General features: G+C 71.9%; 25 protein-coding genes. 14 read left to right on the top strand and 11 right to left on the bottom strand.

From position 1 onward, the window contains the following. Window positions 1–4: 4 nt before the first annotated feature. Window positions 5–727, bottom strand: a complete 723-nt coding sequence (locus IA22_RS0126160) for a PIG-L deacetylase family protein (protein ID WP_030125034.1) — start codon at window positions 725–727, stop codon at window positions 5–7. A gap of 208 nt (window positions 728–935) precedes the next feature. Here IA22_RS0126160 and IA22_RS0126155 point away from each other — a divergent pair, with 208 nt between their 5' ends. Next, window positions 936–1,508, top strand: a complete 573-nt coding sequence (locus tag IA22_RS0126155) for a rhodanese-like domain-containing protein (RefSeq protein WP_014152419.1) — start codon at window positions 936–938, stop codon at window positions 1,506–1,508. Between the two features lie 3 nt (window positions 1,509–1,511). Here IA22_RS0126155 and IA22_RS0126150 read toward each other — a convergent pair whose 3' ends face one another. Then, window positions 1,512–2,813: an alpha/beta fold hydrolase gene (locus IA22_RS0126150; protein ID WP_030125033.1), complete on the bottom strand. Its 1,302-nt coding sequence runs from the start codon at window positions 2,811–2,813 to the stop codon at window positions 1,512–1,514. A 203-nt stretch (window positions 2,814–3,016) separates the two neighbouring features. Between IA22_RS0126150 and IA22_RS0126145 the strand changes: the two genes are divergently transcribed. Beyond that, window positions 3,017–3,841: an aldo/keto reductase gene (locus IA22_RS0126145; RefSeq protein WP_015580086.1), complete on the top strand. Its 825-nt coding sequence runs from the start codon at window positions 3,017–3,019 to the stop codon at window positions 3,839–3,841. A gap of 86 nt (window positions 3,842–3,927) precedes the next feature. Here the strand turns inward: IA22_RS0126145 and IA22_RS0126140 are convergent, their stop codons facing one another. After that, window positions 3,928–4,203, bottom strand: a complete 276-nt coding sequence (locus IA22_RS0126140; protein ID WP_030125032.1) for a DUF2087 domain-containing protein — start codon at window positions 4,201–4,203, stop codon at window positions 3,928–3,930. A gap of 130 nt (window positions 4,204–4,333) precedes the next feature. Here IA22_RS0126140 and IA22_RS0126135 point away from each other — a divergent pair, with 130 nt between their 5' ends. The 3 genes from IA22_RS0126135 (at window position 4,334) to IA22_RS0126125 (ending at window position 7,505) form a co-directional block, all read left to right on the top strand. Next, window positions 4,334–5,308, top strand: a complete 975-nt coding sequence (locus IA22_RS0126135; protein WP_015580085.1) for an acetylxylan esterase — start codon at window positions 4,334–4,336, stop codon at window positions 5,306–5,308. A 107-nt stretch (window positions 5,309–5,415) separates the two neighbouring features. After that, complete coding sequence (locus tag IA22_RS0126130; RefSeq protein ID WP_038273012.1) at window positions 5,416–6,579, top strand: Gfo/Idh/MocA family protein; 1,164 nt, start codon at window positions 5,416–5,418, stop codon at window positions 6,577–6,579. Further along, a complete protein-coding gene (locus IA22_RS0126125) occupies window positions 6,576–7,505 on the top strand; it encodes a DUF6807 domain-containing protein (protein ID WP_030125030.1) in 930 nt (309 codons plus the stop codon). The genes IA22_RS0126130 and IA22_RS0126125 overlap by 4 nt, the downstream gene beginning before the upstream one ends. A gap of 125 nt (window positions 7,506–7,630) precedes the next feature. On the opposite strand, the gene IA22_RS0126120 is transcribed toward IA22_RS0126125, so the two are convergent. Beyond that, entirely contained in the window at window positions 7,631–8,074 is a 444-nt protein-coding gene (locus IA22_RS0126120) for a nitroreductase family deazaflavin-dependent oxidoreductase (protein WP_030125029.1), read from the bottom strand. 333 nt (window positions 8,075–8,407) lie between these two features. On the opposite strand from IA22_RS0126120, the gene IA22_RS0126115 reads away from it, so the two are divergent. The 3 genes from IA22_RS0126115 to IA22_RS0126105 all read left to right on the top strand — a co-directional run bounded on the left by IA22_RS0126115 (window position 8,408) and on the right by IA22_RS0126105 (window position 10,909). Then, window positions 8,408–9,769, top strand: coding sequence for an FAD-dependent oxidoreductase (locus IA22_RS0126115; protein ID WP_030125028.1), 1,362 nt, complete (start codon window positions 8,408–8,410; stop codon window positions 9,767–9,769). A gap of 175 nt (window positions 9,770–9,944) precedes the next feature. Further along, complete coding sequence (locus IA22_RS0126110; protein WP_015580079.1) at window positions 9,945–10,319, top strand: PadR family transcriptional regulator; 375 nt, start codon at window positions 9,945–9,947, stop codon at window positions 10,317–10,319. After that, window positions 10,316–10,909, top strand: coding sequence for an HAAS signaling domain-containing protein (locus IA22_RS0126105; protein WP_030125027.1), 594 nt, complete (start codon window positions 10,316–10,318; stop codon window positions 10,907–10,909). The genes IA22_RS0126110 and IA22_RS0126105 overlap by 4 nt, the downstream gene beginning before the upstream one ends. Window positions 10,910–10,992: 83 nt before the next feature. On the opposite strand, the gene IA22_RS0126100 is transcribed toward IA22_RS0126105, so the two are convergent. After that, window positions 10,993–11,934 (bottom strand): hypothetical protein, encoded by a 942-nt coding sequence (locus tag IA22_RS0126100; RefSeq protein WP_030125026.1) that lies wholly within the window; start codon window positions 11,932–11,934, stop codon window positions 10,993–10,995. A gap of 172 nt (window positions 11,935–12,106) precedes the next feature. Here IA22_RS0126100 and IA22_RS0126095 point away from each other — a divergent pair, with 172 nt between their 5' ends. The 3 genes from IA22_RS0126095 to IA22_RS0126085 all read left to right on the top strand — a co-directional run bounded on the left by IA22_RS0126095 (window position 12,107) and on the right by IA22_RS0126085 (window position 13,605). Continuing rightward, window positions 12,107–12,727, top strand: coding sequence for an L-threonylcarbamoyladenylate synthase (locus tag IA22_RS0126095; RefSeq protein ID WP_014152431.1), 621 nt, complete (start codon window positions 12,107–12,109; stop codon window positions 12,725–12,727). 111 nt (window positions 12,728–12,838) lie between these two features. Then, on the top strand, window positions 12,839–13,030 hold the full coding sequence (locus tag IA22_RS0126090; RefSeq protein ID WP_015580076.1) for a DUF6381 family protein: 192 nt from the start codon (window positions 12,839–12,841) through the stop codon (window positions 13,028–13,030). A 188-nt stretch (window positions 13,031–13,218) separates the two neighbouring features. After that, window positions 13,219–13,605, top strand: coding sequence for a DUF2267 domain-containing protein (locus IA22_RS0126085; protein ID WP_014152433.1), 387 nt, complete (start codon window positions 13,219–13,221; stop codon window positions 13,603–13,605). Between the two features lie 2 nt (window positions 13,606–13,607). Here IA22_RS0126085 and IA22_RS0126080 read toward each other — a convergent pair whose 3' ends face one another. Further along, complete coding sequence (locus tag IA22_RS0126080) at window positions 13,608–14,615, bottom strand: LLM class flavin-dependent oxidoreductase (RefSeq protein ID WP_030125025.1); 1,008 nt, start codon at window positions 14,613–14,615, stop codon at window positions 13,608–13,610. Between the two features lie 84 nt (window positions 14,616–14,699). Continuing rightward, window positions 14,700–15,086 (bottom strand): ArsR/SmtB family transcription factor, encoded by a 387-nt coding sequence (locus tag IA22_RS0126075; RefSeq protein ID WP_030125024.1) that lies wholly within the window; start codon window positions 15,084–15,086, stop codon window positions 14,700–14,702. 97 nt (window positions 15,087–15,183) lie between these two features. On the opposite strand from IA22_RS0126075, the gene IA22_RS0126070 reads away from it, so the two are divergent. Next, window positions 15,184–17,199 carry a heavy metal translocating P-type ATPase gene (locus IA22_RS0126070; protein WP_030125023.1) on the top strand — a complete coding sequence of 672 codons (2,016 nt, stop codon included), beginning with the start codon at window positions 15,184–15,186 and terminating at the stop codon, window positions 17,197–17,199. On the opposite strand, the gene IA22_RS0126065 is transcribed toward IA22_RS0126070, so the two are convergent. Then, on the bottom strand, window positions 17,171–18,385 hold the full coding sequence (locus IA22_RS0126065) for an MFS transporter (protein ID WP_030125022.1): 1,215 nt from the start codon (window positions 18,383–18,385) through the stop codon (window positions 17,171–17,173). The two genes, IA22_RS0126070 and IA22_RS0126065, sit on opposite strands and share 29 nt — an antisense overlap. 54 nt (window positions 18,386–18,439) lie before the next feature. On the opposite strand from IA22_RS0126065, the gene IA22_RS0126060 reads away from it, so the two are divergent. Continuing rightward, window positions 18,440–19,183 carry an AraC family transcriptional regulator gene (locus IA22_RS0126060; protein ID WP_038273008.1) on the top strand — a complete coding sequence of 248 codons (744 nt, stop codon included), beginning with the start codon at window positions 18,440–18,442 and terminating at the stop codon, window positions 19,181–19,183. A 52-nt stretch (window positions 19,184–19,235) separates the two neighbouring features. Here IA22_RS0126060 and IA22_RS0126055 read toward each other — a convergent pair whose 3' ends face one another. The 3 genes from IA22_RS0126055 to IA22_RS0126045 all read right to left on the bottom strand — a co-directional run bounded on the left by IA22_RS0126055 (window position 19,236) and on the right by IA22_RS0126045 (window position 22,139). Next, complete coding sequence (locus IA22_RS0126055) at window positions 19,236–20,126, bottom strand: endo alpha-1,4 polygalactosaminidase (RefSeq protein ID WP_015580069.1); 891 nt, start codon at window positions 20,124–20,126, stop codon at window positions 19,236–19,238. A gap of 89 nt (window positions 20,127–20,215) precedes the next feature. Further along, window positions 20,216–21,139 carry an adenosine kinase gene (locus IA22_RS0126050; protein ID WP_030125021.1) on the bottom strand — a complete coding sequence of 308 codons (924 nt, stop codon included), beginning with the start codon at window positions 21,137–21,139 and terminating at the stop codon, window positions 20,216–20,218. Between the two features lie 241 nt (window positions 21,140–21,380). Next, window positions 21,381–22,139, bottom strand: a complete 759-nt coding sequence (locus IA22_RS0126045) for an IclR family transcriptional regulator (RefSeq protein ID WP_030125020.1) — start codon at window positions 22,137–22,139, stop codon at window positions 21,381–21,383. Between the two features lie 361 nt (window positions 22,140–22,500). Here IA22_RS0126045 and IA22_RS0126040 point away from each other — a divergent pair, with 361 nt between their 5' ends. After that, window positions 22,501–23,598, top strand: coding sequence for an alpha/beta hydrolase-fold protein (locus tag IA22_RS0126040; RefSeq protein ID WP_030125019.1), 1,098 nt, complete (start codon window positions 22,501–22,503; stop codon window positions 23,596–23,598). The last annotated feature ends 194 nt before the right edge of the window (window positions 23,599–23,792 follow it).

Genomic DNA, 23,792 nt, shown 5'->3' with positions numbered 1-23,792 from the left:
CTCGTCAGCGCGGGAAGACCTCGAAGGCGACGGCCGGGCGGCCGCCGAAGCGCTCCGCGGCCGCCCCGGTGGTACCGGCGAGGAACGTGCGGCAGTACGCCTCCGGGTCCTCGTCCGTCAGCACCTCGATGTAGGTGCGGTGGGCCAGCAGCGACCGTACGGAACGCTCGAACCCCGGTGTCGCGTCGACCGCGTGCGTGGGCCGGTCGGTACCCGCCACCGCGACCCAGCGCACTCCGTCCCAGGGTTCGAGCCCCAGCTCGGGGAAGATCCAGCGGTTGCCCGCGTCACCCGCGGCGTCGAGCGTGGCCCGGCCGACCGCACGGTGGTCCGGAGTGTTCCAGGCGACCGCGCCCCAGGTGTCCCGGTGGTTGAGGGTGATGAGCAGCTCCGGCCGGTGACGGCGGACCGCGGCGGCGATGTCGCGGCGCAGGGCGGTGCCGTACTCGATCACACCGTCCCGGTGGTCGAGGAACTCCACGGAGGACACACCGACCGCTTCGGCACTCGCACGCTGCTCCCGCTCCCGGAGCGGCGCGCACGCGGACGGTGCGATCGTGTCGATCCCGGCCTCGCCACGGGTCACCAGGAGGTAGGCGACCTCACGCCCCTCGTCGGTCCAGCCGGCCACGGCCGCGGCACATCCGTACTCCAGGTCGTCGGGATGGGCGACCACGGCCAGCGCGCGGCGCCAGTCCGTGGGCATGGGCTCAAGCTGTTGCGTCATGCACGGCAGGCTAGCCAGCGCGCGGGGACGGTTGCGCGCATTCCGGGAGCGGTTCGGGGCAGGGGCCGAGGAGTTGCTCCGGTCGGACGTGCCGCCGACCGGCCGGGCCGGACCGATTCAATACCCCCTGGGGTATCGTTGAAATTCGGGGCTGCCTGGAGCAGCCTCCCGGAACGTCCCGCTCCGGCGACCGAAAGGAATTCAGTCCGTGATCAGCCCCGCATCCCTCTCCCCCTTCGAGGCCGCCGCACGCCTGGAGGAGTTCACCGTCATCGACGTGCGAGCTCCCGGCGAGTACGCCTCCGGCCATGTACCCGGCGCCCTGAACATCCCGCTCGACCGGCTTCCCGAGGCCGTACCCGCCCTGAAGTCGGCCTCCGCCCGCGGCTCGCTGCTGATGGTGTGCGCCTCCGGTGTCAGGTCCACCAGGGCCTGCGAGATCCTCGCCGACGCGGACATCGACGCCGCGACCCTGGCGGGCGGAACGTCCGCCTGGGAGGGCGACGGGAACGGACTGGAGCGCCCGGCGGGCGCCCGGGCCACCTGGCCGATGGAGCGCCAGGTGCGCTTCGCCGCCGGTTCACTGGTGGTGGCCGGCCTGGTGGCGGGCCGACGCCTCCCGGCGGCGCGCTGGCTGTCCGCGGGCATAGGCGCGGGCCTCGTCTACTCCGCCGTGACCAACACCTGCGGCATGGCGGCCGCCCTCGCGAGGCTCCCGCACAACCGCGCGCCCCACCAGGCGGCCGGCCTGGACGCCACGCTGGACGCCCTCCAGGGCTGACCGCTAGCGGTCGGCCTCGCCACGGACCAGCGCGAGCAGCCGGTCCAGCACATGAGGGCCGCCCGCGCGCACGCCGTCGTGCTCGTACTCGCTGGTGACCCAGGTCCGCAGTCCACGGATCGCGGACGCGGTGCGCAGCGCGTGGCCGGTGTCCACGTACATGTCGTCGTGGTAGACGGCGGCTGCCACGGGCACCTCGTTGGCCGCGAGCCGCTCGGCGTCGTACAGGACGGGCCAGTCGGTGCGGGCGGCGAGGAGCTCCGCCGTCTCGCGCAGCGGGCGGAGCGCCGGGTCGACGGCGAAGTGCCAGGGGTGAATACTCTCGCCGGTGAAGAGGACGGGTCCGTCGCCCGCCAGCGCGGCGGTCGCGTCGAACTGCGGGAACTCGGCGCGGACGCGTTCGGCGGACCAGTCGGTGGGCATCGCGCCCTGGCCGTAGATCGCCTCGTGCATCAGGGCGTACAGCGGATGCCCGGCGAACGAGGTGGAGGTGCGCATCGCCTCCTGGAAGGTGTCGGACAGCTCGGCGCCGTGAAGGCCTTCGACGAAGGCGTTCTCCAGGAGGTAGTGCAGCTGGTGGCTCCCGCTCCCGCTTCCCAGCATGATGCCGAGGGACTGGAACCCCTCGGGCGTGAGCGTGTGCCCGGCGCTGTCGGGGCGGTGCTCGGCCAGGTACGCGGCGACGGCGCGGGCACGGGCCACGTCCTGCGGGTAGCGGGCGTAGTGGGCGGCCACCTTCCGCTCGATCCGCGGATAAGCGGCCCGGTAGACCTCGTCGGCGTGCGCGTCGAGCGAAGGCAGGCCGCCGGTGATGAGGACGGCTTCGAGCCCTTCCGGGGCGGCCGACAGGTAGTGGACGGCGCAGAATCCGCCGAATGACTGCCCCAGCACGGTCCAGGGCGCGCCGCCGGTGAGCCGTGGACGGATCAGTTCGCAGTCGCGGACGATGCTGTCGGAACGGAAGTGGGCGAGGTAGTCGGCCTGCTCGCGCGGCCCGCCGCGCTTCGGCAGCGTCTGCCGGTTGGCCGGGGTGGACAGGCCGGTGCCGCGCTGGTCAAGGAGCAGCACCCGGAACTCACGCACCGCCCGCCCGAGCCACGCCTCCGCACCGACGAAGCGGCGGGCACCGAAGCCCGGTCCGCCCTCCAGATAGACCAGCCACGGCAGGCCCTCGGACGGCCTGCCGGCGGCCACCGCCTCGCGTCCGAAGATCTCGATCGTCTCGCCACCGGGGTCGTCGTGGTCGAGCGGGACCGTGAACCGTCGGTCGGTGAGGACGATGCCGGGCTGGCGATAGCTGTTCAAGACGACTCCTGATATCCGGTGCTTCCCGGACAGTTCAGCACACGGCCCCACCCCGGCCGGTCGCGGCCTGTGTACGCCCTCCGCCGTATGAGCCCACCGGAGAATTACCCCCGCTTGCACTTAGCCCGCGTGTGCAATTATTGTGGACGCACGTAACCATCGCACGCGGATCCCTTCGGTCCGGCACCACGAGAGGCAGCACCATGTCCACGGTCCCCACCGTCACGCTCAACAACGGCGTCACGATCCCGCAGCTCGGCTTCGGTGTCTTCCAGGTCCCCGACGACGAGACCACCGCCGCGGTCACCGCGGCGCTGGAAGCGGGCTACCGCTCCATCGACACCGCCGCCGTCTACGGCAACGAGACAGGGGTCGGCCGCGCTCTGGCCGAGTCCGGGCTCGGCCGCGAGGAACTGTTCGTGACGACGAAGCTCTGGAACGCGGACCAGGGGTACGACGCCACTCTCACGGCCTTCGACGCGAGCCTGGCCAAGCTCGGCCTGGACCACGTGGACCTTTACCTCATCCACTGGCCCACCCCGGCCCGCGACCTCTACACCGACACCTGGCGGGCCCTGGAGAAGCTGCTGGCCGAGGGCCGGATCCGAGCCGCCGGCGTCTCCAACTTCCAGCCCGCGCACCTGCGCCGGCTGCGGGAGGAGAGCTCCCTCGTCCCCGCGGTCAACCAGATCGAACTGCACCCCGGACTCCAGCAGCGCGAACTGCGCTCACTGCACGCCGGATCGGGTATCGCCACGGAGGCATGGAGCCCGCTGGCGCAGGGCGCGCTGCTGGACGACGAGGTGCTCACCTCGCTCGCCGGACGCCACGGGAAGAGTCCGGCCCAGGTGGTTCTGCGCTGGCACCTCCAGCTCGGCAACGTCGTGATCCCGAAGTCGGTCACGCCCGCGCGCATCCGGCAGAACATCGACGTCTTCGACTTCGAGCTCTCGGCGGACGACATGGAGGCGATCGCGGGACTGGACCGGGGCATGCGCACCGGCCCGGACCCCGACACCCTCAACTGACCCCGGCCGTCGGCTTGTCGGGGCAGGTGCGCCGCGCCCGCCCCGGCATGTCCCGCGGGCGCGGGATCGGCCCCGGCCAGGTGCCGTCAGCGCCCGCGCCGGTAGCTGCTTCCGTCCCGGGGCCGCTCCAGCAGCCCGGCGACCACCAGGTAGCGGCGAAGAGCCGAGCAGTCGTCATGCACCGTGAGCAGCGCGTCGTTGACCTCGCGCTCCGTGTAGACGCGGTCGCGCTCGAAGAGCGTCTGCGCGAGATGCGTCAGCAACTGCTCGCGGCGGGCGGGCTTCCGCGGGATCGCCGTCAGGCGCCCGCCGGAGAAGAGTGCGGCTACCTGGCGGGAGCCGCGAAGTCCGGAATCCGACATCCCCGGAGTCTCACAGCGGGCGGACACCCGGGCAACGCGTTTTCCCGCAGAGTGAGCACGTGTTGACGTTCGGGCTGACCGTCGTACGGTGTGACCATTCATTCACCCTCGCTACATGAGGCGGTCCCACATGGCCCTGTTCGATCTCCCCCTCGATGAACTGCACGCCTACCGCAGCCGGTCGGTGGAGCCCGAGGACTTCGACGCGTTCTGGTCCGCCACCCTCGACGAGGCCAGGACCCACGACCTGGACGCCCGCTTCGAACTCTGCGCCGACCTGGGTCTGACCACCGTCGACGTGTACGACGTGACGTTCGCGGGCTTCGGCGGCCACCCCGTCAAGGGCTGGTTCGTCATACCGGCGGGAACCACCGAACCCCTCCCGGTCCTCGTGGAGTTCATCGGGTACGGCGGCGGACGCAGCCTGCCCCACGCCCACCTGCTCTGGGCCTCGGCCGGCATGGCCCACTTCGTGATGGACACCCGGGGCCAGGGCAGCGGCTGGGCCCCGGGGGACACCGCCGATCCCGTGGGGTCCGGCCCCTCGCTGGCGGGATTCATGACCCAGGGCATCGAGGATCCGGCCACCTACTACTTCCGCAGAGTGATCACGGACGCGGTACGCGCGGTGGAAGCGGCCCGCTCCCACCCGCTGGCCGACGCGTCCCGCACCGCCGCGATCGGTGCGAGTCAGGGCGGCGGCCTCGCCCTCGCGGTCGGCGGGCTGGTGACGGACCTGGCGGCCCTCGCGCCGGACGTGCCGTTCCTCTGCGACTTCCCCCGTGCCACCCGGGTCACCGACCGCAAGCCGTACCGCGAGATCATCGACTACCTCAAGACCCACCGCGGCCGCGCCGAGAAGGCGTTCAGGACGCTCTCCTACTTCGACGGGGTCCACTTCGCGGCCAGGGGCAGCGCACCCGCGCTCTTCTCCGTGGCCCTGGAGGACCAGACCTGCCCGCCGTCCTCGGTGTTCGCCGCGTACAACGCCTACGCGCACGCCGACAAGGAGATCGAGGTGTACGAGTACAACGACCACGAGGGCGGCGGTCCCTTCCAGCACGCGGCCCAGCTCGCGCGGCTGCCGCGACTGCTGAAGGCCTGACGGGCACCGCGGCCCGGACCCCCTTGACCCACCTCGCGACGAAGCCTAGGTTTCCCGTGGAGAAAGCGCTTGCTGTCCAGTGGGCGCACCTGTCTCCGTCCGAAGGGGTGTTTGTCACGACCAGCAATCCCTCGCGCCGGGAGCCGGTCCGGGTCGCGATCGTCGGCACGGGTGCGATCGCGCGCGGCAGCCATCTGCCCGCGCTGACCGCTCTCGCCGCCGGACAACCGCTGGAGATCATCGCCGCGGTCGACGTCGACGCGGCGTCGGTCGAGGCGTTCTGCGCCGAGGCGGGCATCGCCCACGCGTACACCGACCTCGACCGGATGCTCGCCGAGCAACGCCCGGACCTGGTCACGCTCGCCACCCCGCCCCGGTTCCACCGCGACCAGACCGTCGCCGCGCTGCGCGCCGGGGCGTGGGTGTGGTGCGAGAAGCCGCCCTGCCCCTCCCTGGAGGACTTCGACGCCATCGAGGCGGCGGAGGGCCCCTCGGGCCAGGGGCCGTACGCGGCGATCGTGTTCCAGCACCGCTTCGGATCGGGCGCGCGGCACGTACGGGCCCTTCTGGCCGGACACGCCATGGGCAGGCCGCTGGTGGCCCACTGCCAGACCACCTGGTACCGGGACGAGGCCTACTACGCCGTCCCCTGGCGCGGAACCTGGAGCAGCGAGGGCGGCGGGCCCTCGATGGGGCACGGCATCCATCAGATGGATCTGCTGCTCGATCTGCTCGGACCGTGGGCGGAGATCCGGGCGATGGCCGGACGCCTGGTGCACGACGTCGAGACGGAGGACGTGTCCACCGCGCTCATCCGCTTCGAGAACGGTGCGATGGCCACCGTGGTCAACAGTGTGCTCAGCCCGGACGAGGTCAGCCGGATCCGGATCGACTGCGAGCGCGCGACGGTCGAGCTCACGCATCTGTACGGCCACCGCAACACGGACTGGCGCATCACCCCGGCTCCTGGCGTGACGTCCGAAGAGGCGGACGCCTGGCGGGTCTTCGGAGCCGACGTGCCCAGCTCGCACGAGGCGCAGCTCACGGGCCTGCTGGGGGATCTGCGGGCCGGACGCCGACCGCGCAGCAGCGGCCCGGACGGCCGCAAGAGCCTCGAACTGGTCGCTGCGCTCTACAAGGCCGCCTTCACCGGATCAACGGTACGCGCGGGTGAGATCGGGCCCGGCGACCCCTTCTACGGGGCGCTGCACGGCGACGTCCCCGACTGGGCGCCGCGGAACGTGGACCGCGCCGAGGGAGCGGTGGCATGACGAGGACCGCGGAACTCGTCCACCGGCACGGTGACCACCTCTCCGTCACGGCGGCGGGGAGCGGGGTGGAACTGCTGCGGTACGTCTACCGGGCGGAGGACGCGTGGGAGGCGCCGAAGCCGTACATCCACCCCCTGCGCACGCTGTCCGGCCGGGTGGTGACCGGCTACCGGCCCAACGACCACCGTTGGCACAAGGGTCTGCAGATGACCGCCTCGCACCTCTCGGGGGCGAACCTGTGGGGCGGCAACAGCTATGTGGACGGCGAGGGGTATCTCGCCCTGCCGGAGCGCGTCGGGTCGATGGCGCACGCCGGTTTCGACGAGGTGTCCGTGCACGACGGCGGGGTCCGGTTCACGGAGCGGCTGACCTGGCATCCGCACGACGGCGGGCTCTGGGCGCAGGAGACGCGCCGCGTCGAGGTGCACGACGTGGACGAGGTGACCGGCAGCTGGGCTCTTACCTGGTCTTCCGCGATCACCAACCGGCGCGACGAGCCGCTGCGGTTCGGCAGCCCGACGACCCACGGCCGGCCGAACGCCGGGTACACCGGGCTGTTCTGGCGCGGGCCGCGCGCCTTCCGGGACGGGCGGATCATCTCGCCGGAGGCCGAGGGCCCGGACCTCATGGGACAGCAGGCCCCGTGGCTCGCGTACAGCGGTGAGCACGACGAGTCCGACGGGCACGCGACGCTCGTCTTCGTCCACTCCCCCGGGAACGACCACACCGGCGCGGGCGGTGCGCACCCGGCCCACTGGTTCGTGCGCAACACCCCGTTCGCCGCTGTCGCCCCGTCGTTCGCCTTCCACGAGGAGCTGGTGCTGGATCCGGGGGCGACCCTGGCCCGCAGGTACCGGGTGCTGGTCGCCGACGGCGCCTGGGACCGGAACCGGATCGCCTCGGCGGTCGGCCGGCTCAGCTGGTAGCGGCCCGCAACGCCGCGCACGGGGCGCAGGACCGGAGCGGTGGGCCCGGGGGCCGCGCGGGGCCGCCCGTCCCGCTCCCGTCCTGTTCCGTGACGGGGCCGGCCGGCCCCGTCACGGATGTCGCCTCAGCGCTTACCGGACGGGGAGAGGACGAACACGGGGATCTCCCGGTCGGTCTTGGTCTGGTACTCGGCGTAGTCGGGGAACGCCTCGACCGCGCGGCTCCACCACAGGGCCTTCTCCTCGCCGGTGATCTCGCGGGCGGTCATGTCCTGCCGCACGGTCCCGTCCCGCAGCTCCACCTCGGGGTCGGCCAGCACGTTGTAGTACCAGACGGGGTGCTTGGGGGCACCGCCGAGAGAGGCCACGACGGCGTACTGCCCGTCGTGCTCGACCCGCATCAGCGGGGTCTTGCGGAGCTTGCCGCTCTTGGCGCCGCGCGTCGTCAGGAGGATGACGGGCATGCCACGCATGGTGGTCCCCTGGGTCCCGCCGGAGCTTTCGATGAGTTCGACCTGTTCACGGACCCACGTCGTCGGGCTCGGCTCGTACTCGCCTTCCATCGGCATGGCACATGCTCCTCTCGTCGGACAGCTGCGGTGGCCTGCCCATCATGGATCCGGCGCGGGCCGGGATCACGGAAGGACACCGTCGTACAGCCTGCCCGCCGATCTCCGTCTCATTCCCTGGACCGACGTGAGACGACTGGGGAGCGATCCGCGCACAGAAGCTCACAGATTCCGAACCTCTTAAGACACGTACGTCCATTTATTACCGAAATATCACCCCACCCTGCTCCTGGGGTTCCCGAGCACAGGCCGTACCGTGGGGGAAGCGGAGTAAGCCATGCCTTACCCCGCTGCACTCTGCCCGCGCTCGTCCGCCCTAAGGAACAACACTCCATGACACGCCCCGTCCGCGTCGCCATCGTCGGAGCCGGTCCCGCCGGAATCTACGCAGCGGACGCGCTCCTCAAGTCCGAGGCCGCCCAGGAGCCGGGCGTATCGATCGACCTGTTCGAGCGCATGCCCGCCCCGTTCGGCCTGATCCGCTACGGCGTGGCGCCCGACCACCCGCGGATCAAGGGAATCGTCAAGGCGCTGCACCAGGTGCTGGACAAGCCCCAGCTGCGGCTGTTCGGCAACGTCGACTACCCGAACGACATCGGCCTGGACGACCTGCGGTCCTTCTACGACGCCGTGATCTTCTCGACCGGCGCCGACGCGGACCGCGCTCTCGACATACCGGGGATCGAGCTCGACGGCTCGTACGGCGCGGCCGAGTTCGTCGCCTGGTACGACGGGCACCCCGAGGTTCCTCGCACCTGGCCGCTGGAGGCGGAGAAGGTCGCCGTGCTCGGTGTCGGCAACGTGGCCCTCGACGTCGCGCGCATCCTCGCCAAGACGGCGGACGAGCTGCTCCCGACCGAGATTCCCGCGAACGTCTACGACGGCCTCAAGGCGAACAAGGCGCTGGAGGTGCACGTCTTCGGTCGACGCGGGCCGGCTCAGGCGAAGTTCAGCCCGATGGAGCTGCGCGAGCTGGACCACTCGCCGAACATCGAGGTCATCGTCAACCCCGAGGACATCGACTACGACGAGGGTTCGATCGCCACCCGGCGGGAGAACAAGCAGGCCAACATGGTCGCCTCCACGCTGGAGAACTGGGCGATCCGCGACGTCGGCGACCGCCCCCACAAGCTCTTCCTCCACTTCTTCGAGTCCCCGGTGGAGGTCGTCGGCGAGGACGGCCGGGTCGTCGCCCTGCGCACCGAGCGCACGGAGCTGGACGGGACGGGCAACGTCAAGGGCACGGGCCGCCACACCGACTGGGACGTCCAGAGCGTCTACCGTGCGGTCGGCTACTACTCGGAGGAGCTCCCGAAGCTCCCCTTCGACGTGGTCTCCGGAACCGTCCCGCACGCGGCGGGACGTGTGCTGGCCGGTGACGAGCCGATGCCCTCGGTGTACGTCACCGGATGGATCAAGCGCGGCCCCATCGGCCTGATCGGGCACACCAAGGGTGACGCCAACGAGACCGTCGCCTGCCTGCTGGAGGACCACGTCGCCGGGCGGCTGCCCGCCCCCGCACAGCCCGACACCGACGCGGTCGTCGACTTCCTGGAGCAGCGCGGTGTCCGGTACACCACCAAGGAGGGCTGGCACCGCCTGGACGCCCACGAGCAGGCGCTCGGCGCGGAGCAGGGGCGCGAGCGCGTCAAGGTCGTCGAGCGCGCGGCCATGCTGGACGCGTCCGGAGCCTGACAACCGCTGACGACTGCGCCCCGGAACCCTCCTCGACGGAGGGTTCCGGGGCGCAGCGCTGTCCGGTGAGCGGCCTCGGAGCAGTCCGAGGGATTGCGGGGACGGCCGCAGAGTCGGAACGGTGAAGGGCGACCCCGCCGAGCACGCTCTTGCGCGACCAGGTATCTTGCATCGCATGGAACCTGGTGATTCGACCAAGCAGGCCCGGGCAGCCGCCCAGCTGCGCAAGGGTGTCCTGGAGTACTGCGTGCTCGCCCTGATGCGGGACCGCCCGCGCTACGGCGTGGAACTTCTCCAGGCCCTGGAGGACTCCGGTGCCCTGGCAACGAGCCAGGGCACCGTCTACCCCCTGCTCTCCCGGCTCCGGCGGGACGACCTGGTCACCACCACCTGGCAGGAGTCCGCCTCCGGACCACCTCGCCGCTACTACGCGCTCACCGACAGCGGTCGGGCCGCGCTCGACGAGTTCACCCGCGTCTGGCCCGGCTTCCGTGACGCCGTCGACACCTTCCTGTCCACCCCGCCCCCCTCCACCGGAGACCACGCATGAAGACCCCTGCCGATCCCGTACGCGACTACCTCCGTGCCGTCGAGCGCGAAGCCTCGGCGCTCCCTGCCGACCGCCGCCAGGAGCTCGTCGCCGATCTCGCGGAGCACGTGGAGGTGACACGCGCCGAACGCCCCGACGCCACGCCCGGCGAGATCCTGGCGGAACTGGGTGACCCTCGCACGATCGCGGCGACGGCCCTGGCCGAGGCGGGCAGAGCGCCAGGGATCCCGGCCGAGGGCGGTGCCGGTGATCCCGCCCGGCGCGGCAAGGTGCACCCCCTGGTGCCACTCCTGATGCTCACCCTTTCCCTGCCCTTCGTGATGGTGTTCTCCGAGTCCCCCGGCCCGCTTTTCGGCTTGCTGTTCCGCATCGCCGGCGTGGTGCTCCTCTGCACCTCGGTGCACTGGACCACCGTCCGGAAGACCACCGGCGTACTGCTCGCCGGTGTCGTGCCGACCGTCGTCATAGCCAGCTGGAACCTGTCCAGCGGCGGCCCGGCGGGTGACACCCCGGCTCTCGTGGGGAACCTGGGGATGCTGGCCCTGATGACCGGCACAGCGGTATGGCTGTGGCGGAGCCGGCGCGCCTGACGTACCGTCACACGGTCCGGGCAGACCGGGTACGCCCTCAGCGGTACCCGTTCGCGCGGCCGGTCGTGGGGCGGGGGACGCGTTCAGGCCGGGCGCCGGCGGCGACCTGCCGCGCCGCCGGTGACCTTGCCGCCCGACCGCCGCGCGACACCGGCGGCCTTCTTCGCAGCGGGCTTCGCCGCCACTCCTGCGTCGGCCGCGGCCTTCCGTGCAGGAGCGGCCTTCCTCGCAGAAGCCTTTCCGGCCGCGGCCTTCCTGGCAGGTGCCTTCTTCGCACGGGACTTCTTCGCCGGCGCATCGTCCTTTGACGCGGGTGCGCCCCTGGCCCGCGGTTTCCTGCCGGATTCCGTTTTCTTCGCGGCGCCGGGCCCCTCATCGTCCCGAGTGCTCCCGACGACGTCCCCGGTGATCTCGCCGACCGCGTCGTCCGCACCCTCCACCGCCCGGGCCCCGCTCCGGCCCACATCCTCGACGGCCTCCCCCGCGCCTTCGCCGATCCCCTTCACCGCCGTGCCGGCATCGGCGGCGACGGACTCAACCGCCTCCCCGGCACCGCGCCCGACATCACTCACGGCCGTACTCGTCCCCTCACCCAGTCGCTCCACCGCCGTGCCGGCTCCGGCCCCGACGTTCTCGACCGCTTCACCCACGCCACGGGTCAACTGCTCGAGGATCTGCGGGTTGCGGTCCACCGTGCTCAGCAGCCGGGTGACGATGGCGGCGATGTTGTGGAGCCGCACCCTGAGCTGCGCCTGGACGTCCACCCCCTCGATGTCCAGTTCGACCCGCCCGAGGCGCACGTCCGCCCCGACGTTCAGCTTGAGGAGGTCCAACACCTCCGCCTGCAGGGAGACATGGGCTTCGAGGTCGTCGACCTCCAGGTTCAGTTCGTCGACATGGAGAGCGGGAACGTCCAGGAAGACGTCCGACCGGCTCTCACCGGGCCCCCGGTCCGGCGGGACCGCGACCTCGCGTCCGTCTTCCGGGTTCTGCCGCCCGCGGTCGGCGCGGTCCGGGCTGGGCATGATGCGAGCACATCCTCGATCGACCCCCGTCCAGCAACTTCACGTCCCAGTGTCGACCGGGTGGAACCATCGTGCAATCGCCGGGCAGGAAGGCGGTGAACCGCCTCCCTGCCTGCCCGGACGCAGGCGTGGTCCCCGGAACGCGAGCGGAGCGAGGCCGTAGACTCGGCGGATGGCCAAGTACTTCGACGTGCACCCCGAGAACCCCCAGCGCCGCACCATCACCAACGTGGCCGAGAGCATCCGGTCCGGCGCACTCGTCGCCTACCCCACCGACTCCTGCTACGCCCTGGGATGCCAGCTGGGCAGCCGCGACGGGATCGACCGCATCCGGTCGATCCGGAACCTCGACGACCGCCACCACTTCACCCTCGTGTGCCAGAACTTCGCGCAGCTCGGCCAGTTCGTCCAGGTCGACAACGACGTCTTCCGCGCGATCAAGGCGGCGACACCAGGGAGTTACACCTTCATCCTGCCCGCCACCAAGGAGGTGCCGAGGCAGTTGCTGCACCCCAAGAAGAAGACCGTGGGCGTCCGGATCCCGGATCACGTCGTCACCCAGGCGCTGCTCACCGAGCTCGGTGAGCCGTTGCTGTCCAGCACGCTGCTCCTGCCGGACGAGGAGGAGCCTCTGACGCAGGGCTGGGAGATCAAGGAGCGCCTCGAGCACGTCGTGGACGTCGTACTCGACTCCGGCGACTGCGGCACCGAGCCGACCACCGTCATCGACTTCTCCGGAGGCGAGCTGGAGGTCGTACGCCGGGGAGCGGGCGACGTGAGCCGGTTCGAGTAGGACCGCTCCGGCCGGTGACTCCGCCCCTGCCGCCCCTCCGCCGAGATGCGCGCACCCCTGGGCGCCTGGTTCGGTGGAGGGGTCCGCTCCGCCCAGTGGCAGGGAGTGATCATGAGCGAGTCAGAGGACGTACGGGCCCGTCTCCGGCGTATGCGCGGTCAGGCCGAAGATCTCGAGAAGGCCGCCGAGCAGGCTTCCGATCCTTCGGAACGCCGCCGTCTCCAGGACGAGGCGCACCGGCTCGAATCCCAGAGTGTGCAGGTCAGCGGCATGGCGAGCGGGGACATCTACCCGATGGAGTAGAGCGGGCGGTTCGACTCCGGGTGCGGCGGCCGGGGGCTGCGTTTGCCGCCACCCGGGGGACGTGTTATCCCGGGACTGAGGTGGCTTGCGGTGGATACGCGGAGGGCGGGGCACGGGCTTCCCCTCCCCCGCCCCGCTCTCCGCCCGCGCATGCGCTCGCGCCCGCGAAGGGAATCCCGGTGACGTACATGAGGTGGCGGCCCTTCCTCGAGGCCGTCCAGGAACGCGGCGACTATCCCTCGGTCGCGGAGGCGGAGCGGGCCTCACGCGTGGTGCTGGCGTTGCTCGGGGCGCATCTGGTCGGCGAGGAACGGAACGAGCTGGCCGCCCGGCTTCCGGAGACGTTCGCGCTGATCCTCCTGAACCCCCTGCAAGCCGCCGAGCCGCTCAGCTCCGAAAGATTCGTGCGCGCGGTCTCCGCGTGGATCGAGGGCGCGACCGAGCGGACGGCCGCCTGGGACACCGGTGCGGTGCTCAGCGTGGTGGCCGACGCCTCGGGCGAGGAGCTGCTGGAGCGCCTTCTGCTGCAACTCCCCCCGGGATACGACCTCTTGTTCGGCCACCCCGGGGGCTGACCTCAGCCGAGGCCCGCGATCCGTGCGAGCCTGCGCATCGAGTCCACCAGTGCCCCACGGTCGTACGTGCTGGTGGTGACCAGGATCTCGTCCGCACCGGTCTCTTCGAGCACCTCCGCGAGCCCTTCCTCCACCGCCTCGTCGGTGCCCGCGAGATGTCCGCGCAGCCCCTCCTCGAAAAGCGCGCGCTCCTTCTCCGTCATGGCCGACGCCTCGATCCGCTCGGCAGGCATCAGGGGCGGGAACGAACCGTGGGTACGCGCGTAGGCCATGGACCATGCCTCGGGTACCAGGAGACGCCGCGCCTCCTCCTGACTCGCGGCGACCGCGACGGTGCCGGCCACGATCACATAGGGCTCGGAGCCCCACGCGGAGGGACGGAATCCGCTGCGGTACGCCTCCACCGCCCGGACCAGCCTGTCGCGGCCGCGCAGATCACCCACGACGAGGGGCAGCCCGGCCGCCGCGGCGACGGTGGCGCCTTCACCGGTGGCCAGGACGTACGGGGGGACGAGCAGTCCTTCGGCGGGACGGGCGTGCACCTGGGGATGGGCCTGCTGGGTGCCGTCGAGCCATCCGAGGAGTTCGGCCAGCTGTCCGGCGAACGCCTCGGGGTCCTGCTTGTCCCTGCCGAGCGCTCTGCGGATCCCGTCGGTGAAGCCCGCCGACCGCCCCAGGCCCATGTCGATCCGGCCGGGGAAGAGGGAGGCGAGCACGCCGAACTGCTCGGCCACGACGAAGGGCTGATGGTTCGGGAGCATCACCCCGCCCGTCCCGACCCGGATGGTGGAGGTGGCCGCCGCCACGGCGGCCGCCAGCACCGTCGGCGCCGATCCCGCGACGCCGGGCACGCCGTGGTGCTCCGACACCCAGAAGCGGTGGTAGCCGAGGGCCTCGGCCGTGCCCGCCAGCGCGACGGTGTCCCGCAGGGCCTGCGGGGCGTCGTGCCCCTCGCGGGTCCGGGAACGGTCGAGGAAGGAGAACCGGGTCGAGGCGATGGGAGAAGTCACTCCCCCTTCAACGCCGCGGGCCCGCCGGGATTCCCGCAGCCGGCAGTCGAACGGGGCCTGCCGGCCTCCGCACCGGCTCCCGGTTCAGTGCCCCGTGGCCGTCGCGGCGATCTCGGCGGGGGCGTCCCGCAGGCCGAGGCGCAGGTGCTCGACGTGGTACAGAGCCTGGTCGAGCAGCTCTGCGACGTGGTGGTCGTAGAGGGCGTACACGATGGAACGCCCCTGGCGTTCACCGGCGACCAGTCCCAGATTCCTCAGCAGACGCAGCTGATGGGAGCACGCGGAGGGCTCCATCTCCACCGCTTCGGCGAGGTCGCCGACCGCACAGGGCCCTTCCTGCAGGCGCGCCAGAATGCGCAGCCGGGAGGGGGTGGCGAGCGCCTGGAGAGTCGCCGCGACACCCGCCGCGCCCACCGCGTCCAGGCGCTCGCGTGTGGTTGCGCTGGTCTGCTCGTCGCGTCCGTGGCCCATGGCCGCCATTCTACGGATGACACATGAACACCTGTTCAGGTATTCCTGTACGGTGGGCGCGTCGTCGTCGCCGCTGCCCGTGAGGGGTCGTCCACCCATGCCCGCTGCCGTCATCCCGCCCCCCACGCGCCTCGCCTCCCCCGGCAGAGGTGAGGCGCCCCGACGTCGCACCCGGGTCCTGGCGCTCGCCGAGGCCCGCTGGGCGGCGGCGGCCCTGGCGCTCTTCCTGCTCGCCCTCCCGCTGCACCTCACCGGAGCGCCGGGCTGGGCCTGGGGCCCGCTGTACGCCCTCGTCTACGTCGCCGGAGGCTGGGAACCGGCCCTGTCGGGGCTGCGGGAGCTCCGGGAGAAGGTCCTGGACGTGGATCTGCTGATGATCGTGGCCGCGCTCGGCGCGGCCTCCATCGGCCAGGTCATGGACGGGGCCCTGCTGATCGTGATCTTCGCGACGTCCGGCGCGCTGGAGGCGCTGGCCACCGCGCGCACCCAGGACGCGGTCCGCGGCCTTCTCGACCTGGCCCCGGCGACCGCCTCCCGCCTGACCGCGGACGGATCCGAGGAGAGCGTCGCCACCGGGGATCTCACGGTCGGCGATGTCATCAGGATCCGGCCGGGCGAGCGCGTCGGCGCCGACGGACGGGTCCTCGACGGCGCGAGCGAGGTCGACCAGGCCACCATCACCGGTGAACCCCTGCCCACCGCGAAGGAGCCGGGGGACGAGGTGTTCGCCGGGACGCTGAACGGCACGGGCACGCTCAGGGTCGCCGTCGAGCGGGACGCTTCGGGGTCGGTCATCGCCCGGATCGTGGCCATGACCGAGGAGGCGGCCCGTACCAAGGCTCCGACCCAGCTGTTCATCGAGAAGGTCGAGCAGCGCTACTCGCTCGGCATGGTCGTGGCCACCCTGGCCGTCTTCCTCGTCCCCCTGGCCTTCGGCGACGACGTGACCGGCAGCCTGCTGCGTGCCATGACGTTCATGATCGTGGCCTCGCCCTGCGCCGTGGTGCTGGCGACCATGCCGCCCCTGCTCTCCGCCATGGCCAACGCGGGCCGCCACGGTGTCCTCGTCAAGTCCGCGGTCGTGATGGAACGCCTCGGCCAGGCCGACGCGGTGGCGCTGGACAAGACCGGCACGCTCACCGAGGGCACCCCGCGCGTCACCCGCGTCCACCCCCTGGCCGGGTCCGGGCTGACCGGCGACGCGCTGCTGGCCCTGGCCGCCGCGGCGGAGCACCCCAGCGAACACCCCCTGGCGCGCGCTGTCGTGAAGGCGGCCCAGGAGCGGGGGCTGCGCCTGTCCCCGGTCTCGGAGTTCGACTCGGCGCCGGGTACCGGAGTGACCGCCACCGTGGACGGCCGGGTGATCACGGTGGGCTCCCCCGTTCGCCTCCTGCGGGACGTCGCCGCATCCGCGTCGGCCGATGCCACGGCCTCGGCCGCCGTCCTGGAGGAGGCCGGGAGCACCGCCGTTCTCGTCCTGCGCGACGGCGAGCCGGTGGGCGTACTGGGTGTCGCCGACCGTATGCGGCACGACGCGGCGGCGACCGTCGCCGCGATGGCCGGGCTGACCGACGTCCCGCCTATGCTGCTGACCGGCGACCACGCACGCGCCGCCGCACGGCTGGCCGCCGAGGCGGGCATCACCGACGTCCGGGCGGGACTTCTTCCCCAGGACAAGGCGGCGGCTGTCCGGGAACAGGAGCAGGCCGGGCGCAGGGTGCTGGTGGTGGGCGACGGCGTCAACGACGCCCCCGCTCTCGCCGCCGCGCACGTCGGCATCGCGATGGGGCGTGCCGGCTCCGATCTCGCCGTGGAGGCGGCGGACGCCGTCGTGATCCGTGACGAACTGGCCGCCGTGCCCACGGTGGTGGCACTGTCCCGGGCGACCCGCCGACTGGTCGTGCAGAACCTGGTCGTCGCCGGCGTCTTCATCTCGGTACTCGTCGTCTGGGACCTGGTCGGTCATCTGCCGCTCCCGCTCGGTGTCCTCGGACACGAGGGCTCGACCGTCATCGTGGGTCTCAACGGGCTCCGCCTGCTGCGCGAAGCGGCCTGGCGGCGCGCGGCGGAGCAGGGGCGGGGCGTCAAGAGCGTTCGCCGGCGGCGGGACTGACGGCGGCTCCGCCCCCGTCTCCCGCCGCAGGCGGCGGTGCCGACGCCTTCGGGGCGGCAGGTTCGGGCAGAGCGCGGAACAGCAGCCAGCTCAGCAGGGGCATCAGGGCAAGGGGTGCGAGGGCGGTCCGCAGGGACGTGGCGTCGGCGAGAGCACCGAGGGCGGGAGCGGCGAGGCCGCCGATGCTGACGGTCAGGCCCAGGGTGATCCCGCTCGCCGTGCCGACCCGGGAGGGCAGGTAGTCCTGGCCGAGCGTGACCTGCAGCGAGAAGGGGACGTACAGGCCGACGGAGGCCAGCGCGACGAAGACGTGGATCGCCGGGCCCGGCACCCACACGACACCCGTGACCGCCACCGCCGTGAGCACGTACGAGCAGCGAGAGACCCTCACGCGGTCCCAGCGGCTCGCGAGGGAACCGCCCAGCACCGAGCCGACCGCACCGCCGAGGTAGAACACGGACAGGGCCGCGGTTCCCGCGGCCGCGCTGCCGCCCAGCCGCTGTCGGGCGTACAGCGAGATGAAGGTGCTCAGGCCGACGAACGCGATCGACCGGAAGACCACGGCCAGGGACAGCTTCAGGAAGGAGGGGACGTCGTCGTTCCCGGTGGGCGGCGCCGTGTGCGAGCCGCCCGCCCGCTCCCGCCGCAGGGCGTGCACCACGGGCAGGCACATCGCGGCGCCGGCGAGGGCGGGGAGCGCCAGGAGCGGCGTCCTGTGCAGTCCTCCGGCTCCCACCACGGTTCCGACCATCAGCGGGGCGAGCGCGAAGCCGATGTTCCCGCCGGTGGAGAACCAGCCCATGGCCCGATGGCTGCCACGGGCGACGATCCGGGCGACGCGGGCCGATTCCGGGTGGTAGGCGGCGACGCCGAGACCCGACACCGCGACGCACACGAGTGTGAGCGCGTAGGAGCCGCTCAGTCCGCTCACCCCGATGCCGGCACCGCTGAGCAGGGTGGCGGCCGGCAAGAGCCAGGGCATGGGCCACCGGTCGGTGAGCGCGCCGAACACCGGCTGCACCACCGAGGACAGCAGCGAGGCGGCCAGCACCACACCCGAGGCGACCGCGTAGGTGTAGGCACGCTCGGCGGCGAAGAACGGCACCAGAGCGGCCACGGCACCTTGGTGGACGTCGACACACGCGTGGCCGAGGGAGAGCAGGACGATCGAGCTGTTCCTTCGCATCCCGCCATGTTCGGCGTCCGGCACCGTGTCGCACTTTCGATAAACTGCCACTTGATGACGGAAATCCGCCACGATCCCGTGGCCCCCACCCGTACCCAGTGGCTGGCGTCCGGCGCCGCGATCGACGCCCACCGGCACGACGACCATCAGATCGTCTACGCGGGCCGCGGGGTCCTGTCCGTCACGACGAGCGAGGGGTCCTGGGTGGCTCCCGGCACACGCGCCATCTGGGTGCCCGCCGGGACCGTGCACGCGCACCGGGCCTACGGCGAACTCGACCTGCACCTGGTGGGACTGGCCGCCACCGAGAACCCCCTCGGACTCGGCGCGCCGACCGTACTGGCCGTCGGTCCCCTGCTGCGCGAACTGATCATCGCCTACACGCGCACCGAGGACGACGCCGGCCCCGAACGTGCCCGGCTGCGCGCCGTCCTCCTCGACCAGCTGCGGGCGTCACCCCAGCAGCCGCTCCATCTGCCCACTCCGGCCACGCCCCTGTTGCGCGCCGTGTACGACATCCTGATCGCCGACCCGGGCGACAGCCGTACGCTCTCCGAGCTCGGCCGTGAGGTCGGAGCCAGCGACCGCACCCTGTCCCGGCTGTTCCGCAGCGACCTCGGCATGACCTTCCCTCAGTGGCGCACCCAACTGCGCCTCCATCACGCCCTGATCCTCCTGACCGGGCGGACACCGGTGACCACGGTCGCGCACCGATGCGGCTGGTCCTCGGCGAGCGCCTTCATCGACGCCTTCCGCCGCGCGTTCGGACACACCCCGGGCTGCCGTCCGGCCGAATGACGGTACGTACGCCCCGGTCCGGAACAGGCTGGCCGGGCCTTGCCCGGACCGCTCAGCAGGTCCGGAAGACGTACCCCTTCTCACCGGCGGGGAGCACGTCGAGGTCGCGCAGGACGAGGGAGATCCGGTCGCCCCAGCGATCGCAGCTCTCGTCGAAGCCCACATCGCCCTCGCCCTCGTACTCGATGGCGAACACACGGCCGTCGTACGCGTCGGCGTAGGCGTCGCACTCGTCGAACTGGGCGCATTCCTCGGCCACGGCGAAGTCGAAACCGATCTCCTCGTGCCGGTCGAGCAGATCGGTGGTGTTCTTCTGCCCGATCGCCAGGCCGTCGCCGTGCGCCCGCTCCGCCAGTGCCTGTGCGAAGGCGGCGTTGTGTTCCTGCGTCAGCCTGCCCTTCGACCGCTCGAAGGAGTCGAGGTTGTCCGGCTCCACCGCCTGGAAGCCGCTCTCTGCGCAGCCGTCGATCCATTCCCCGACGATCTTCTCCAGCTGGGTGCGCCGGGCGGCCGTGGAGGTGTCCAGGAGCACCTCGTCCCAGCCCTCGTCGATGATCAACTCCCCGTCCCCGTCCCGCAGCAGCAGGTCCGGGTGGGTGTCCTGCCACCACTTCAGGGCGCCGGGCTGGGTCTGGAAGGCGTTCACGTAGCAGACGTTGTACAGGCCGGGAGCCGGATCGTCCTCGCGGTCCCGGGAGAGCGCACGCACCCCCTCGGGGGGCGTGTAGCCGCCGCCGATCTGGTAGTCGAAACCCGCCCCGGGCGTCGGCAGGAGCACGTCGGCGGTCCTGGTCGCTCGTGTGGGTTCGTCACCGCCGGACGCCGCGGCGTCGCCCGCGCACCCGGCGAGCAGGCCCGCGCCGAGGACGGAGGCGAGGAACGCCGCCGCTCCGGCGACCGCGCGACGGCGGGAAGAGGGCAGGGACAGGGCACGGCCGGCCACACGTATCTCCAGGTGTCAGTGATCGGGAAGGATGATCCACCGCATATCCTCCGTCACCACCGCGGAGCCCGGGCAGCCGGGGCCGCGGGTCAGCCGGCCGCCCGCTCCTTCTCGAGCTCGGCCACCCGGGCGAGCAGTTCCTCCCGGCCGATGGCGGCCGTGCCGGTCGAGGGGACGGTGCAGGCGTAGGCACCGGCCACCGTCCCGTGGAGAGCGCAGCGCAGGGGGTGTTCACCGCTCAGCAGCCCGAGGAGGAAGCCGGAGGCGAAGGCGTCGCCGGCACCGTTGGAATCCACCACAGGAGCGGGCGGTGTGGCGGCCGGCGTGTGCGTCAGCTCGTCGTCGTGGAGAAGGTACGAACCGTCGGCACCCGCGGTCGCGACGACGATCCGGGCCCTGCCTCGTCCGGCGATGTCACGCATGGTGCGTTCGGGATCGGTCAGTGCGGTGGTGGACAGGAACACGATGTCCGCCTGGAGGGCGAACGTCTCGTGGTAGCCGTCGACACCGTCCCAGTCGTGCAGATCGGTGGAGATGGTCACACCGGCCTCGCGCAGCACGGGAAGCGTGAGGGCGCACGGCTGTGTGATGACGACGTGGGCGTGCCGGGTCGCTGCGGCGAGCCGGCGGACGGCCGTCTCGTCGAACCGGCCCGCGTCGTCGCCGCGGGAGGCGTCGTACAGGGACAGCCGCCGTCCGTCCGGGGCGACGAGGTTGACGGCGCGCTTCGTGCCGCTCGCCTGGTGTGCCTCGGTCAGGGGAATGCCCCGGTCGCGGTGGAGGGCGCGCACCAGGTCCCCCTCGTGGTCGTCGCCGATCATGTCGAGGTGGTGGGTACGCAGGCCGAGGGCGTGCAGCCCGAGAGCGACGAAGTCACCGCTCTGCCCGGCACGGGTCTCGATGCCGGGCCGGATCATGTAGCTGTCGGCGTACGGGAGCGGCAGTTCGGGGACGTGGACGACGATGTCGACGCCTGCGCCGCCCACGACGAGCACGTCGGTCTGCTGGTGCATGAAGGTCTTCGTGCCTCTCGGTTCGGATCCTCTGCCCGGATCCTCGTGTCTTCGTGGCTGTGCCCTCGAAGACAGCCACGCACCAGGCTGCCGTGGGGGGAACGTCTGGGAGCCTGCCGCTCCCCCGGGCGGTCGTCAAGGAATTCTGCAAGCTCTTTCAGATTCTTGCGCAAGGCGATGTGCCGTCACCGGTGCCGCAATCACGGCCTGTCGCCGGGGCCACCGCCGGTGCGCGAGCGGATCAGGAGGGTGGCGGCAGCAGCCCCGCGGCGGCCTGCAAGGCCAGCGCGTGCCGCCCGCGTCGGGATTCATCACCCCGGTCGGCCGGCATGGACGCCATCAGCGCCAGCCGGTCACGCCAGCTGGTGCCGGCGAGGGGCACGGCGACGGTGTTCATCCCCCGCACCGACTCACCGGCACTGTCGGCGCGGCCGAGGGTGCGGACGGCGGCCAGGGAGGAGAGCAGGTCCGAACGGGACGTCGGGGTGGTGCCGCTGACGTCGGGCAGCCGCTCCTCCGGGTAGAGGGCACAGACCTGTTCGGTGGTCAGCTGGGCGAGCAGCACCTTGCCGGCCGAGGTGGCGTGCGCGGGATGTGCGCGACCGGTCTCCAGCACGGCGCGGACAGGATGCGCGGACTCCCGGCCGTCCGTGATGATCACCTGGTCGCCGATGAGCGCGGCGGTGCTGACGGTCTCTCCGGTGGCGGCGGCCGCCGCGTCCAGCACAATCTGCAGGCGGGTCCTGATCTCGGGGCCGTAGCCGGCCGGGCGGCCCAGCGTGACCAGTTCGGGCCCTGCGGAGTACCCCCTGCCGGAAGCGTCCCGGGTGGCGAAGCCCCGCGACTCCAGGGTGCTGAGCACGCGGTGCGCGGTGGAACGCGCCACGTCCAGTTCCCTGGCGGCGTCGGTGACGGAGAGGGTGTCATGGGTGAGGAAGAGGCGCATCAGGCGCAGTCCGGTGTCCAACGACTCGATGATGTAGTTCTTGGGATCGGCCACGGGGTCCTCCCGGTCGTGTCTCCGGGGCGTGTTCCTGGCGCGGCGCCCCGGACCCATGATTCCGGGCCGGCCGGACTGCGGAGCAACCGCCGTCCACGACGGTGCCGGTACCGGACGTCGCCCACCTCCAGGAAACCGTGACGGGGGTGCGGCGTAACACCCGCCCTGTGGCGGCGCATTGGGACAGCACCCTCTGCCCGCACCGTGGTACGGCCGCCCTTCCCGCATGTCACGCCGTGAGGACCTCCGCCTCCCGCGACCGGGCGTCACGGCGCCGTGGTGGGGACACCGGCGCTCCAGTTAGGGTTACCTAATCGACGCACCGTCAGTGCGTCGCCCTCGCTCTCACAAGGAGACGTTCATGCGCAGCGTGACGGAACAGGCCGCCTTCGCGGCCCGGTTCGGGCTGTCGGGCACGCCCGGTAGCGACGCGTTCTGGGCGACGGCCGGGTCACCCGCGTCGGTGGCCGCCGACGGCGGGGGCTGGACGACCTTGTTCCTGTGGCGGGGGTCTCCGGCGAGCGTGAGCTTCGAGAGCTGGTCGGAGTCCGTGCCCCTGCACCGGTGGGAGGACACGGACTGCTGGTACGCGGAGGTGCCCATGCCGCCTCGGCTCCGCGTGACCTACCGGTTCCTCGCGGACAGAGGGGAGTACGGGGACCCGTTCAACCCGGAGGGAGCGGGTGGCGACCGGTCCGTCTTCGCCACTCCGGACGCTCCGCGGCAGCCGCACTGGCCCGCCTTCGGCGCCGACGACGTCCTGCCCGTCCCGAGCACACGGATCCGTTGGGCGAGCGGCCTGCTCGGAGGGCGGCGCACCGTGCGGGTCCACCCGGTGGGCGGCGGCGGGCCGGTGGTCCTGCTGCTCGACGGGGACGACTGGCTGTACCTCCATCCGGCGATGACCGCGTTCGAATCGGCCGTGGAGACAGGCGACATGCCGCCGGTCACCCTGGTCTTCCTGCCGTCCAAGGACCGGGCGGCCGAGTTCGGGTGCGGCCGGGAGCTCTGGCAGGCGGTGCGGGACGAACTGCTGCCGCTCGTGGTGGAGTCCGGTGTGCACGCGGATCCGGACCGGCTGGTCGTCGCCGGGCAGAGCTTGGGAGGACTGAGCGCGATGTACGCCGCCCTGGAGTTCCCGGAACTGGTGTCCCGGGTGGCCTGTCAGTCACCGTCCTTCTGGTGGACACCCGACGCCCTGGACCGGGCGGACCCCCTCGACGGTCCGGTAGGCGGCAGCATCGCCGGGCGACTGCGCGAGCGCCCCGACCTGTCCGGGCTGCGGGTCGCGTTCGACGTGGGGGAACACGAGACGCGCATGCTTCCTCACTGCGCACTCGTGGAGAGCCTGGCCGAACAGGCCGGTGCGAGCGTGCGCGTCTCACGGTCGGCCTCGGGCCATGACCGGGCGGGCTGGCGCCATGCCCTCCTGCGGGACGTCGCCTGGGCACTCGCCTGACCGCGGCCGCGAGGCTCCCTCGGCGGACGATGGCGCCGTGACGGCGGCTGCACGCCCGGGCCTGAAAGGCGGCCGGCGGCGCGCAGCCGCAACTCCGGGAGGCCGGGGCGGGGCGTCGTACGCCGGATTTGCCGACCGTGCCGCAGACGGCCACCCTTGCTGTCGAAGCCGACGCGGCCGTGACGGACGAAGAA

This window comes from Kitasatospora papulosa (genome assembly GCF_000717245.1).
GTDB classification, from domain to species: domain Bacteria; phylum Actinomycetota; class Actinomycetes; order Streptomycetales; family Streptomycetaceae; genus Streptomyces; species Streptomyces papulosus.
The sequence above is the reverse complement of the archived record's forward strand: the minus strand, read 5'-3'. Positions and strand labels throughout refer to the sequence as shown.